Source organism: Rhodococcus sp. WWJCD1 (genome assembly GCF_002258735.1).
Taxonomy (GTDB): domain Bacteria; phylum Actinomycetota; class Actinomycetes; order Mycobacteriales; family Mycobacteriaceae; genus Rhodococcoides.
The window spans coordinates 56,577-68,864 of sequence record NZ_NOXY01000003.1 but is presented as its reverse complement, the minus strand read 5'-3'; the positions used below and the strand labels follow the sequence as shown (position 1 = coordinate 68,864).

The 12,288-nt window shown below is 64.5% G+C and carries 11 protein-coding genes; 8 read left to right on the top strand and 3 right to left on the bottom strand.

Going from position 1 to position 12,288, the window contains the following annotated elements; translation table 11 throughout:
• Nucleotides 1–123 precede the first annotated feature (123 nt).
• Entirely contained in the window at nt 124–1,878 is a 1,755-nt protein-coding gene (locus CH286_RS00645) for an FAD-dependent oxidoreductase (RefSeq protein ID WP_032376743.1), read from the top strand.
• A 30-nt stretch (nt 1,879–1,908) separates the two neighbouring features.
• Nucleotides 1,909–3,498: a glutamine-hydrolyzing GMP synthase gene (gene guaA, locus CH286_RS00640; protein ID WP_094608057.1), complete on the top strand. Its 1,590-nt coding sequence runs from the start codon at nt 1,909–1,911 to the stop codon at nt 3,496–3,498.
• A gap of 5 nt (nt 3,499–3,503) precedes the next feature.
• Here the strand turns inward: guaA and CH286_RS00635 are convergent, their stop codons facing one another.
• The gene (locus CH286_RS00635; protein WP_230592599.1) at nt 3,504–3,764 is read right to left on the bottom strand and encodes a hypothetical protein; all 261 of its coding nucleotides are present in this window, start codon (nt 3,762–3,764) and stop codon (nt 3,504–3,506) included.
• Nucleotides 3,761–5,116, bottom strand: a complete 1,356-nt coding sequence (locus CH286_RS00630) for a PspC domain-containing protein (RefSeq protein ID WP_255182527.1) — start codon at nt 5,114–5,116, stop codon at nt 3,761–3,763. Before CH286_RS00630 ends, CH286_RS00635 begins: the two co-directional genes overlap by 4 nt.
• 146 nt (nt 5,117–5,262) lie before the next feature.
• Here CH286_RS00630 and CH286_RS00625 point away from each other — a divergent pair, with 146 nt between their 5' ends.
• Genes CH286_RS00625 through CH286_RS00600 form a run of 6 tightly spaced genes read left to right on the top strand, consistent with a single transcriptional unit; the run spans nt 5,263 to nt 10,943 of the window.
• A complete protein-coding gene (locus CH286_RS00625; RefSeq protein WP_441347098.1) occupies nt 5,263–6,630 on the top strand; it encodes a sensor histidine kinase in 1,368 nt (455 codons plus the stop codon).
• Entirely contained in the window at nt 6,627–7,274 is a 648-nt protein-coding gene (locus CH286_RS00620) for a response regulator (protein WP_032404695.1), read from the top strand. The genes CH286_RS00625 and CH286_RS00620 overlap by 4 nt, the downstream gene beginning before the upstream one ends.
• A 52-nt stretch (nt 7,275–7,326) precedes the next feature.
• Complete coding sequence (locus CH286_RS00615; RefSeq protein WP_094608055.1) at nt 7,327–8,334, top strand: MerR family transcriptional regulator; 1,008 nt, start codon at nt 7,327–7,329, stop codon at nt 8,332–8,334.
• 32 nt (nt 8,335–8,366) lie between these two features.
• Nucleotides 8,367–9,122 carry a YqeB family protein gene (locus tag CH286_RS00610; protein ID WP_094608054.1) on the top strand — a complete coding sequence of 252 codons (756 nt, stop codon included), beginning with the start codon at nt 8,367–8,369 and terminating at the stop codon, nt 9,120–9,122.
• A 10-nt stretch (nt 9,123–9,132) separates the two neighbouring features.
• Complete coding sequence (locus CH286_RS00605; RefSeq protein WP_094608053.1) at nt 9,133–10,266, top strand: sensor histidine kinase; 1,134 nt, start codon at nt 9,133–9,135, stop codon at nt 10,264–10,266.
• Nucleotides 10,245–10,943: a response regulator gene (locus CH286_RS00600; protein ID WP_052077838.1), complete on the top strand. Its 699-nt coding sequence runs from the start codon at nt 10,245–10,247 to the stop codon at nt 10,941–10,943. The genes CH286_RS00605 and CH286_RS00600 overlap by 22 nt, the downstream gene beginning before the upstream one ends.
• A gap of 8 nt (nt 10,944–10,951) precedes the next feature.
• Here the strand turns inward: CH286_RS00600 and CH286_RS00595 are convergent, their stop codons facing one another.
• Entirely contained in the window at nt 10,952–12,175 is a 1,224-nt protein-coding gene (locus CH286_RS00595; RefSeq protein ID WP_230592600.1) for a serine/threonine-protein kinase, read from the bottom strand.
• Nucleotides 12,176–12,288 lie beyond the last annotated feature (113 nt).

Here is a 12,288-nt window from a genome sequence, read left to right as displayed (position 1 = left end):
TGTCGTCCACCTGAGCCGACCCTGAGTTGGTGATACCTCTCGTAACAGCTAGAATTGGTTGTGGCGGTAGTCACATGGGGGTGTGCATACTGTTCGACAGCAACGGATGTAGCGGAGGTCACCATGGGTTCAGCTGTTCGCGCCACGGATTACGACGTTCTGATCGTCGGTTCGGGCTTCGGCGGAAGTGTCACTGCGCTGAGGCTGGTGGAGAAGGGATACCGCGTCGGAATCCTGGAAGCCGGGCAACGCTTCGAGGACAAGGACTTCGCGAAGAACAGCTGGGATCTCAAGCGCTTCCTGTGGGCACCGAAGCTGGGCCTGTACGGAATCCAGCGCGTGCACCTGTTGCGCGATTGCCTCATCCTCGCCGGTGCCGGAGTGGGCGGTGGATCACTGAACTACGCGAACACCCTCTACAAGCCTCAGGCACCGTTCTTCGAGGACAAGCAGTGGGCGCACATCACCGACTGGAGCAGTGAGCTCTCTCCGTTCTACGACCAGGCCACCCGCATGCTCGGCGTGGTGCGCAATCCACACATGACCCCTGCTGACGAGGTGATGAAGTCGGTCGCCGAGGACATGGGTGTCGCCGACACTTTCATCCAGACACCGGTGGGCGTGTTCTTCGGTGACGAACCCGGCAAGACCGTTCCGGACCCGTACTTCGGTGGTGCCGGCCCCGAGCGCACCGGATGCATCGAATGCGGTGAGTGCATGACGGGGTGTCGCCACGGTGCCAAGAACACCCTGTTGAAGAACTACCTCGGCTTGGCCGAGCGCGCGGGAGCCGAGATCGTGCCGATGACGACGGTGTCCGGCCTTCGCCCCCGATCCGACGGCACCTGGGACGTCGACACCGAGCGCACCGGTGCTCGGCTCCGCAAGGGCAAGAAGACCTACAGCGCGGCCAATGTCGTGTTGGCCGCGGGCACCTGGGGCACCCAGAATCTGCTGCACAAGATGAAAGACACGGGCGCGCTGCCCAAACTGTCGGACACGCTCGGCGAACTGACTCGCACCAACTCCGAGTCGATCGTCGGAGCGGCCAAGCTGGCGGTCGATCCGAACATGGACCTGACGCGCGGAGTCGCTATCACGTCCTCGTTCCACCCCAGCCCCAACACGCACATCGAGCCGTGCCGCTACGGCAAGGGCTCGAACGCGATGGGCATGCTGCAGACCCTGATGACCGACGGCGGAGGCAAGATTCCGCGGTGGCTCAAGTTCGTGTTCGCGATGATCGCGCATCCGATTCAGTTCGTCCGTGTGGTCAACGTCCGGCACTGGAGCGAGCGCACCATCATCGCGCTGGTGATGCAGAACCTGGACAACTCGATCACCACGTTCACCAAGCGTGGGCCGTTCGGCCGCAAGATCTCCAGCAGGCAGGGCCACGGGGAGCCGAATCCGACGTGGATCCCCGAGGGCAACGACGCCACCCGGCGCATCGCCAAGAAGATCGGCGGCGTCGCAGGCGGCACCTGGGGAGAACTGTTCAACATCCCGCTCACCGCACACTTCCTCGGCGGCTGCGCCATCGCGTCGGATTCGGCGCACGGCGTCATCGATCCGTACCACCGCGTCCACGGATACCCGACGCTGAGCGTGGTGGACGGGGCGGCCGTGTCGGCAAACCTCGGGGTGAACCCGTCACTGACCATCAGCGCGCAGGCCGAGCGGTCCGCCGCACTGTGGCCGAACAAGGGCGAGCTGGATCTTCGTCCGGCACAGGGGCTTCCGTATCAGCGGCTCGATCCCATCGCCCCCAATTCGCCTGTCGTTCCGGTGGACGCTCCGGGTGGACTGAGATTGCCTATCGTCGAGATCAGGTCAGGCTCCGCGGCGCTGCACGTCGAGCATTCGGGTGTTGCGTAAGCACCACAGCGGTCCCACTAGACTGACCCGGTGACCGACTCCACTGCACACGATCCCGCACACGCACGCCCGGTTCTCGTCGTCGACTTCGGTGCCCAGTACGCGCAGTTGATCGCCCGCCGTGTGCGTGAGGCCAACGTGTACTCCGAGGTGATCTCGCATACCGCCACCGCCGAGGAGATCGCGGCAAAGGATCCGGTCGCGCTGGTGCTCTCCGGTGGACCGTCGAGCGTCTACGCCGACGGGGCACCCGAACTGGACTCGACGCTCCTCGACCTCGGCATCCCCGTGTTCGGAATCTGCTACGGATTCCAGGCCATGGCTCAGGCCCTCGGCGGAACCGTCGAGCACACCGGAACGCGGGAGTACGGTCGCACCCAGCTCAGCGTGGACGGCGGTCGTCTGCACGACGGTTTGCCTGCGACCCAGCCGGTGTGGATGAGCCACGGCGACGCGGTCACTGCGCCCCCGGAGGGCTTCACCGTCACTGCCACCAGCGCCGGGGCACCGGTTGCGGCCTTCGAGAACGAGGCCAAGCGGATGGCCGGAGTGCAGTATCACCCCGAGGTTCTGCACTCCCCGCACGGGCAGCAGGTACTGAGTCGGTTCCTGCACGAGACGGCAGGCATCGCTCCGGACTGGACAGCGGCCAATATCGCCGACGCTCTGATCGAGGCAGTTCAGGAGCAGGTCGGTCCTACGGGTAAGGCCATCTGTGGTCTGTCCGGAGGAGTCGACTCCGCGGTGGCGGCAGCTCTCGTGCAGCGCGCAATCGGCGACCGGTTGACCTGTGTTTTCGTCGACCATGGATTGCTGCGCGCCGGCGAGCGCGAGCAGGTTCAGCAGGATTTCGTGGCTGCCACCGGTGCCAAGCTCGTCACCGTCGATGCAGTCGACACCTTCCTCGGTGCGCTCGAGGGCGTCTCCGATCCGGAGGAGAAGCGCAAGATCATCGGCCGCGAGTTCATCCGTAGTTTCGAGGGTGCCGTCACCGAGGTGCTGGGTGAGAACGCCGAGCACGGTGACTCCGTCGAGTTCCTGGTGCAGGGCACGCTCTACCCGGATGTCGTGGAGTCCGGTGGTGGTTCGGGAACCGCCAACATCAAGAGCCATCACAATGTGGGCGGTTTGCCGGACGATCTGCAGTTCGCCCTGGTCGAGCCGTTGCGAGCGTTGTTCAAGGACGAGGTTCGTGCCGTCGGGCGTGAACTGGGACTGCCCGAGGACATCGTCGGAAGACAACCTTTCCCCGGACCCGGACTGGCCATTCGTATCGTCGGAGAGATCACTGCGGATCGGCTGGCCACATTGCGTCATGCGGATTCCATTGTCCGAGAAGAACTTACGGTTGCCGGCTTGGATCAGCAGATCTGGCAGTGCCCGGTGGTGCTGCTGGCGGACGTCCGCAGTGTCGGAGTGCAGGGCGACGGTCGCACCTACGGTCATCCGATCGTGCTGCGTCCGGTGTCGAGCGAGGACGCTATGACTGCGGACTGGACCCGACTGCCCTACGACGTGCTGGAAACGATTTCGACTCGGGTGACCAACGAGGTTCCGGAGGTCAACCGAGTCGTTCTCGACGTGACGAGCAAGCCGCCGGGCACCATCGAGTGGGAGTGAGCGCGTCAGCTTCTTCTGCTGGGGCCCAATAGAAGAGCGACTCCGACGGCGACCGCAGCGATCACGAAGACCCAGCGAAATTGCACGTCGCCCAGGGCAACGATCGCATCCTGTCCGATGATTGCTGCGACCGAGACGACCATGGCGGCCAGTCCGGCAAGCAACAGCAGCGCCGACGGTCCGCGGCGGTTCGAGTTCTGCGCCTCGGTGTCGGAATCGCTGTCGCCGTAGTCGTGGCCGATGCTGTCGGCGTTGTTCTTCTTCACTTCTGCACCTTCAATTCGCCGAATGCCACATCTCCCACAATCGTCAAGACTGGGTCATCGGGGCTCGTTGCCGGGCCGAACCGTGTTTCGGTGGGGCACGAACCCAGCGCCGCCTCGCACTCCACGGTGACGTTCATCGAATCGGGCACGGTGACCGTCGCATTGCCCAGCGCCACATCGATCTTCACCCTGTCGTTCTCGGTCAGGTCGAGGCCGGTGAGATCGAGATCTAGCTCACCGAGACCGACGTCGTACGTTGGAGCGAGGTCGGCAATGGTCAACGGAACGACCCGTTGGGTTCCCGACGCACCGTTGCCAAGGTCCACCGGCCCGACCGCCGATGCCAGGACGACGAATCCGGCCAGGGGTGCCGCGACCACCAACAGCCCGTAGCCCTTGCGGAGGAAGGCTCCGAGGATCAGCCCGGCCGAGATGATCGCCAACGCGACGGCTCCGACGCGTCCCGCTGTGGCCCAGTCCCCGCCGGACGCGGCTCCGACCGCGGCGGTGACGGCAGCTCCGAGCAGTGCAAGGCCGAGAAAGCTTGCTGTCCAACGTGATCGGTGCTTACGCTCGATCGCCGCCGGTGGGAATGCCGGTGCCGGTTCGGGGAGATCCCAGGCGAACGGAGCCACCCCGAGCGGATCCCACGACGGGGGAGTCACCGTCGGCGTTTCGGCCGGCCTCTGCTTGTTCAGATTCACGGTGTGGTCTGCACCGGAGTCTGCAGCATCGGAGCTATCGGCTGCTTTCGGCGTCGGAACGTAACTGGTCGGCAACGTCGTGTACGGGCTGTAGTGCTCCTGCTGAAACTGCGGCGGCCGATACTGCGCAGCCGTCCACTGCTCCGCTGACGTACTGTACGAGCCGAAAGGCTTGGGGGCGTAGTAGTTTCGGGAGAACTCTTCCGTCCGCATGTACGGCGGCGGCTCGGGGCAACGCTGATGCAGCAACCACAGGCCACCGAGCATGGCCAACAGCGAGATGAGCCCCGAACCTCCGAGCCCGACACCTACCGGGCCTATCGTCGACACCGCGATCACCAACGCCACCGCGACGACGACCATCTTGGTCGTCGAGTCGGAACTGGTGCCGCGGCCGACGAGTGACTCTGCGCCCGACGCAGTGTCACCGGCTCGGCTGAGTACCAACCACGCCGCCAGATACAGCACGATGCCGGTGCCGCCGAACAGGGTGGACACGACGAACGCGACCCGAATCAGAACAGGATCCACGTCGTAGCGATAGCCGATACCGGCCGCGACACCCGCCACATGTCCGCGTTGCGGCAATCGGTGCGGACGGGTTCGCCACATCTGCTGAATTTGATCCGAGACGGTCACGTTGCTCATGACAACCATCGTGGCGTCCCCGATCGAGAAACACATCAGGGATACCCCTGATATCGACCCCGAGCGTGATCGAACGTCGGCGAAGGCTCGAAACATCAGGGCGAACCCTGATGCGACAGTCGCCTCGTCCGTGTCAGGATCGATGCGTGCACCCTGTCGACAATCCACCCGTTGACGCCGCCCGCAACGCACCATCCGTAGCCGGCGACGCGCCGGTCGCCCCTGTCACCTCGATTCCCCCAGCTCCTGCTTTTCCTGTCGCTCCTGCACGCTCTGCTCCTGACCCTTATCGACGACGCGGCGGCGGACGCATCGTCGGCGGCGTCGCCGGGGGTCTGGCCGACCATCTCGGCGTCGACGTCTTCAAGATTCGGGTGGCGTTCGCGCTGCTCGCGGCCTCGGCCGGTGCCGGAATCGCCGCCTACGGCCTGATCTGGATGTTCACGCCCGCCGGCGACGACACGGCACACCCGAGTGCCGCCGAACGTCAGCGTGCGCTGGGGTTGGCTGCCATCGGTCTCGGCCTCGCGGTGGGGCTCGCCTGGCTCCTCAGTGGTACTGCCGCATCGGTCATCGTGCCGATCATCGTCGTGGTGGTCGGTGCAGCGCTGGTGTGGCGCGAGTTCGACGTCGAGGGTCCGCGCACGGCTTTGGGACTGCCCAAGCATCCGACCGTGCTGAGCTGGGCGCGGGTCGTCGGCGGAGCGACATTGATCGTCCTCGGGCTGGGGGTGGTGGTCCTTGCCCGCGTCGATTTGGCCGCACTGCGTTCGTCGCTGCTGGCGGTGGTGGTCACCCTCGTCGGCGTGGGCCTGTTGACGGTTCCCATCTGGCTGCGTACGTGGCGTGCGCTCGGTGCCGAGCGGTCTGCGCGTATACGTAACGACGAACGTGAGGAGATTGCCTCGCATTTGCACGACTCGGTGCTGCAGACACTCGCCTTGATCCAGAAGCAGTCCGATCGGCCGCAGGAGGTGATGCGGTTGGCGCGCGGGCAGGAGCGGGAGCTACGCAGATGGCTGTTCGACGGCGGCGACACCGACAACTCGAGCTTGGCCGACGCCCTGAAGACCATCTCCGGTGAGGTCGAGGATCAGCACGGTGTGACCGTCAGGCCCATCACCGTCGGAGACGTACATCTTCTGCCCGACGACGTCGAATCCGGCCTGTCCAGGGAAAGTTTCACCGCGCTTCTCGGTGCCACACGCGAGGCACTGGTCAACGCGGCCAAGCATTCCGGTGAGACCAACGTCGACCTGTTCGCCGAAACCGAAGCGGAGCAGGTCAGTATCTTCGTCCGCGACCGCGGAACCGGGTTCGACGAAACCGAGGTACCCGAGGACCGGCAGGGCCTGGCGAAGTCCATCAGGGGTCGTGTCGAGCGCCGCGGCGGCACCGTGCAGGTACGGTCGACCGTCGGCAAGGGCACCGAGGTACGCATCTTCATGCCCCGCAACGGCAGTACTGTGACCACTGAATCGCCCGAATCCAACCAGCAGGAGCAGCCGACGTGACCGACCCGTTTCGAGTTTTCCTGGTCGACGATCACGCGGTCTTCCGGTCGGGCGTGCGAGCCGAACTCGGCCGGGAGGCGGACATCGAGGTGGTCGGTGAAGCGGGAGGCGTCGCCGAGGCGGTATCGGGTATCGACTCGACGAAACCCGATGTGGTGTTGCTCGACGTGCACATGCCCGACGGCGGTGGCGTGGCCGTGCTGAATCGCATCGCCGAGGGGCCGGTGTGCCTGGCGCTGAGTGTGTCCGACGCGGCCGAGGACGTCATTGCCGTCATCCGCGCCGGGGCGAGGGGGTACGTGACCAAGACCATCTCCGGTGCGGAGCTCGCCGACGGTGTTCGACGCGTCGCCGGGGGAGACGCGGTTTTCAGCCCGCGTCTGGCAGGGTTCGTCCTCGATTCGTTCACCGGTCGTAGTGCTGCCCCGGAGCCCCCGCTGGATCCGGAACTGGATTCGCTGACGCCCCGTGAACTGGAGGTGCTGCGGTTGCTGGCGCGCGGATACACCTATCGCGAGATCGCCGAGGATCTGTTCATCTCCGTCAAGACCGTCGAGACTCATGCATCGAATGTTCTCCGAAAGACCCAGCAGTCCAACAGGAACGCACTCACGCGATGGGCGCACAAGCGTCGAATCGACTAACCGTCGGCGTCACGCTTGACCTTCGACCAACCCGAAGCCTCAGGATTTCACCATGACTGATTCGGACGAAGAATTCCTGACCATCGGTGTGTTCGCTCGCTCGAGCGGGCTGACCCCGAGTGCCCTGCGCTTCTACGACGACTGTGGATTGCTCGTCCCGGCGTCCATCGACTCGAAGTCCGGCTATCGCTACTACACTCGTGCACAGTCGAAGCGGGCCAACATCATTCGACAACTGCGCGAGATCGGGATGCCACTCGACAAGGTGACCGCCGCCCTCGACGGCAACGGAGCCGCGGCGGTCGAGATCGTGGATCGACACGTCGAGGAGCTTGCCGCGAATGCGCGCGCGGCAGCCGAGGCTGCGGTGTCGATCCGCCGGCTGTTCGACGAAAAGTACTGCACGGCAACGGTATCTGCCGCAGAATTTGCCTCCGCAGTGGAGCAGGTCTCGTCGGCAGCCGGGACGAGTGACGATTTCCCGGTGTTGCGAGGCGTCCTGATCGAGGTGGACGGCGGCACCGTCACTCTCACTGCGACGGATCGGTATCGACTCTCCACCCGCAGTCTCGTGGCGCAGTGTTCGGCAGGCACCCCGTGGTCTCGAATCGCAGCGGTCGGCTCACTCGGGACGGTGACCGCAACCGGCACCCTCGTGCTGACGGCAACCGACGACGCGATGGTGATCGACTCCAACGGTGCTCGGGCCGAGGTGGATCCGGTCGACGGCGAGTTCCCCGACTGGCGGGCGATCATGGACGGTTTGGCTCCGACCGTGACGAGGGTTGTACTTCGACGCGATTTCGTTCCGCTCGACGGCGGCACCATTCGCATGACCGCCGGGCCGGACGGCGTCTCGGTCGATGGCGTTCCGGTTCCCGCGCAGGTGACCGGATCGGAAAGCGTGGTGTTCTTCGACGCGGCCGTCCTGCAGGCGGCCGTCGCCTCGGCTGTCGGACCCGACCTGATGCTCGACATCGCTGCACCGGATCACCCGATGCTGGTGCGCTCCGCGCTCGACGGCGCTCTGACGACGCTGGTGATGCCGGTTCGTGGCTGATCGAGTGCTTCCTGTCGTCGAAAGTCGGCGAAGTGTCGACTTTCGATGACTGGGTACGAGCTCCCACACTCGATACCGTCGACGGTATGGACGACAAGATGCTCGGGGAGACGCCACCGGCGGTGCTGTGGTTCTCTCGTGGTGATCGAATTCTGCTGATCGCCGGGGCAATGCTGATGGGCGGACTGCTGGGATTCGCGGTGCCGTACGTGGCGGAGTGGGGAGCGTCGCTCACCTGGATACCGTTCCAGGGTCCGTTGGAGTTGATCGCGTCGTGGTCACAGTGGTGGGTGCGGTACGTCTGTATCGCGGTGGGGGTTCTGCTCGGGTTGGCGCTGGTGGCTGCCGCGTTCTACGACACTGCGCGGGTGGCGGTATCGGAGGTGCACGTACGCATCACAGAGAAGGGCGAGACCGCCACGGTGTCCAGATCGCAGGTGGGTACCGTGTTCGTCGACGGTAAGGACCTGGTGTTGCTCGACGCAGCCTCGCGTCAGTTGGTGCGAGTACCGAGCGAGGAGAAGCGTGAGGCGATCGAGGCGGCATTCGAGCAGCGGGGTTACTCGGTTGCGCCCGGTGATCCCTACGAGGATCTCTATCACCTGTGGGTGCCCGAGACGCCAGGCCTGGCACCGGAGGTGAATGCGGTGCTCAAAGCTCGGGACATGGCGCTGAAGAAGAAGGCGGGTTCCGATGCGCGCGAATTGCGTTCGGAGCTCGACAGACTCGGTGTAGTAGTGCGCGACAAGAAGACCAGTCAGTACTGGCGTCCCCTGGTTCGATCATGACGGTCGGATCATGACCCTGTTGCGAAAGCATCGAGACCGCGCATGGGACGTCGCCGCCATCGTGTTCGCCCTGTTGTTGGTGTTGTCGGTAGCCGCCGGAACCGAGGGGATGACCACCACCCGAACGGTCGTATCGATCGTCGTGGGGGTGCTCGGTGCCGTGTTGCTGTGGTGGCGTCGCCGGTGGCCGATCGAGATCGCGGTAGCGCTGGCCGTGTGCGCTGTTCTCACCGATGCAGTGGGCGGTGCCGAACTGGTGGCCGTCTTCACCGTGGCGTCCCGAAAGTCGTGGCGAGTCACCACTGCGGTGGTGGTTCTGCACCTGCTGGCATCGGTGATCTGGACGACCGTATGGGTCGAACAGTCGATTCTGTACATCGCGATGACCAGTCTTGCCTTTCTGAGCATCCCGGCGGCATGGGGCATCGTCGTCAAGTCGCGTCGCGAGGTGATCGATTCGCTACGTGAGCGGGCCGAGCGGGCCGAGTCGGAGTCGAACCTGCGGGCCGAGACCGTTCGCGGGCTCGAACGTGAGCGGATCGCGCGGGAGATGCACGACGCTCTTGCGCATCGGATCTCGTTGGTCAGTCTCCACGCGGGTGCGCTCGAGGTCCGGCCGGATGTCGGTGCGCGGGAAGTCGAAGCGCTCGCGTCGACCATCAGATCCAATGCGCACGGGGCCCTGGAGGATTTGCGGGAGATACTGGGAGTACTTCGATCGGGCGACGTGAACGTGCCGCGTCCACAACCGGGTGTAAACGATATTGCTGTGCTGATCGAGGATTCGGAGAAAGCCGGTACACAGGTGACGTTCGTCGACGAGATGCCTGTGAACCTCTCGCTGCCTGCCTCTGCCTCTCGCACCGTTCACCGTGTGATTCAGGAGGGCCTGACCAATGCCAGAAAGCATGCGCCGGGGTTGCCGGTGCGATGTGGAATTACCCAGGTCGACAACGAGATTCGAGTGTGGCTGGAAAACAGCATCGGCACAGGGGGATTCGCGACAGTACCGGGTTCTCGATCGGGAATGATCGGCCTCACCGAGCGAGTCGAGTTGGCGGGAGGGCGAATCGAGTACGGCATCGCCCGAAGCAGCGTCGGCGTGGTCTACCGTCTGGAAGCATGGCTACCGTGCCCGAACTGACCGATGGTCCCGAAGCGGGCAAGACACTCGAGGTGTTGCTGGTCGACGACGACGCGTTGGTCCGGGCCGGTTTGTCGCTCATTCTGAGTTCGGATCCGGGTATCGCAGTGGTCGGTGAGGCGTCCGACGGTCGCGGCGGTATCGAGGCAGTGCACGCGTTGTCTCCCGACGTGGTTCTGATGGATGTTCGGATGCCCGTCATGGACGGTCTGGCTGCCACCGAAATGCTTCGAGCAGAGGGTTTTTCAGGGGCAATCGTGGTATTGACCACGTTCGACACCGACGAATATCTGCTGCGTGCTCTGCGGGCGGGGGCCAACGGGTTCTTGCTCAAGGACACGCCACCGCGCGACATCATCGACGCGGTGCATCGCGTCGGAACCGGGGAGTCGATGTTGTCGCCGACGGCCGTCGGACGCTTGGTTGCCCACTGGCGCGAGCAGGACGCTCGATCACACGACTCCGCCACGGCGCGAGCGCGAGCGGTACTCGATTCTCTCACCGATCGAGAACGTGAGGTGGCAGTTGCCGTCGGATCGGGAAAGTCCAACGCGGAGATCAGCGCGGAGTTGTACATGAGTGTGGCAACGGTGAAGACCTACGTGTCACGGATCCTGACGAAGCTGGAGTGCAGCAACAGGGTTCAGATTGCGATCATCGTGCACGAGTCGCGTTGAGGGCTCGACTACAGCAGAAGGCCGATCACCAGAATCAGAACGATCACGACGGCGAGGATCAGTGCAGCGAGGATGACCGGCGACGGAATCGTCGTCCGATCGCCCACGGCATCTTCGATCCGCATCAGCACGTTCTCGATGGGGTTCTTCTTCTTGCGGGGTAGGTCGAACGGTGGGGGAGAGTAGGTGGAGGGAACCGGATTCGCTGGGCTTTCACCGGGTTGCACGGCGGGTAGGCCTGCGACGGTGCTGCCGAATTCTCGGGACGGACGGCGAGATTCGGACACCGGTGTCGAGCGCCTTGCCCATGCCGGAACTATGCCGTCAGCAGAGGTCAGGGGTACACCGCGTAGCTGAGCTATGGTGCCGCGCTTGCTGATCGCAGCGAGGATGATCTCGTCGCGGGCCTGCGCCATGGTGGGACGCCGAGCAGGATCGGGCTCGAGCATGTGCAGCAGCGGACCGGTGAGATCTCCGCTGCGGGTGGGAGAAATGATCTGCCCCTTGGCAACTCGGTGCAGCAGTGCGATCGAATCGTGATCGATGTCGAACGGAGGTTTGCCTTCGATGGCGGTGTACAGCGTTGCGCCGAGGGAGAACACGTCGCTGGCCGCGGTGGGATCCTGTCCGCGGGCAACCTCCGGGGCGAAATATGCAGGGGTGCCGGTGATCACGCTGTCGTCGGATTCCTCGACGTCCCCTTTGGCGCGGGAGATACCGAAATCACTGATCTTGACGATGCCCAGATCCTTGCCGCGATCGGCGATCAAGATGTTGCCCGGCTTGATGTCGCGGTGCACGATTCCTGCCTCGTGCGCCTCGGTCAGTGCGTCGGCGATCTGTGCCCCGATCTGAGCAACCTCGAAAGGCGGTAGCGAATCGGTAGTGCCGAGCGCCTGCGCGAGACTGCGCGAGGACAGGTATTCCATGACCAACCACGGCTCGCCGTCGACGAGAGCGACGTCGTGCATCGCGATGGCGTGGGGGCTGGACAGGCGAGCAGCGATGCGACCCTCACGCATGGCCCGATTGCGCACCTCGACGGCTTGCTCAGGGCTCAGCGTGGTGGTGGACGTGACCTGCTTGACGGCCACCTGGCGGTGCAGAAGTGTGTCGGTGGCGAGCCATACTGCGCCCATTCCGCCGCCCCCGAGTTTGCCGGCAAGGCGGTATCTTCCGGCCAGGAGGTAGTCGGGTCCGACTCCTCGTCGAACACGCTGCTGATCGGTCACGCCCACAGGTTAGTTGACGATGGCGGGGTGTGCCCGCAGCCGCAGAACGGAAGCCCCCACCAGCGGCTTCGGCACCACCTTGACGAGTTGCCGTCCGAGCGGCTTTACTGAGT

Excerpts from the sequence above, each read along its gene's own strand:
- CH286_RS00615 (WP_094608055.1), top strand. The coding sequence starts at position 7,327 with ATGACTGATTCGGACGAAGAATTCCTGACCATCGGTGTGTTCGCTCGC.
- CH286_RS00600 (WP_052077838.1), top strand. The coding sequence starts at position 10,245 with ATGGCTACCGTGCCCGAACTGACCGATGGTCCCGAAGCGGGCAAGACA.
- CH286_RS00630 (WP_255182527.1), bottom strand. The coding sequence starts at position 5,116 with ATGAGCAACGTGACCGTCTCGGATCAAATTCAGCAGATGTGGCGAACC.
- CH286_RS00645 (WP_032376743.1), top strand. The coding sequence starts at position 124 with ATGGGTTCAGCTGTTCGCGCCACGGATTACGACGTTCTGATCGTCGGT.
- CH286_RS00605 (WP_094608053.1), top strand. The coding sequence starts at position 9,133 with ATGACCCTGTTGCGAAAGCATCGAGACCGCGCATGGGACGTCGCCGCC.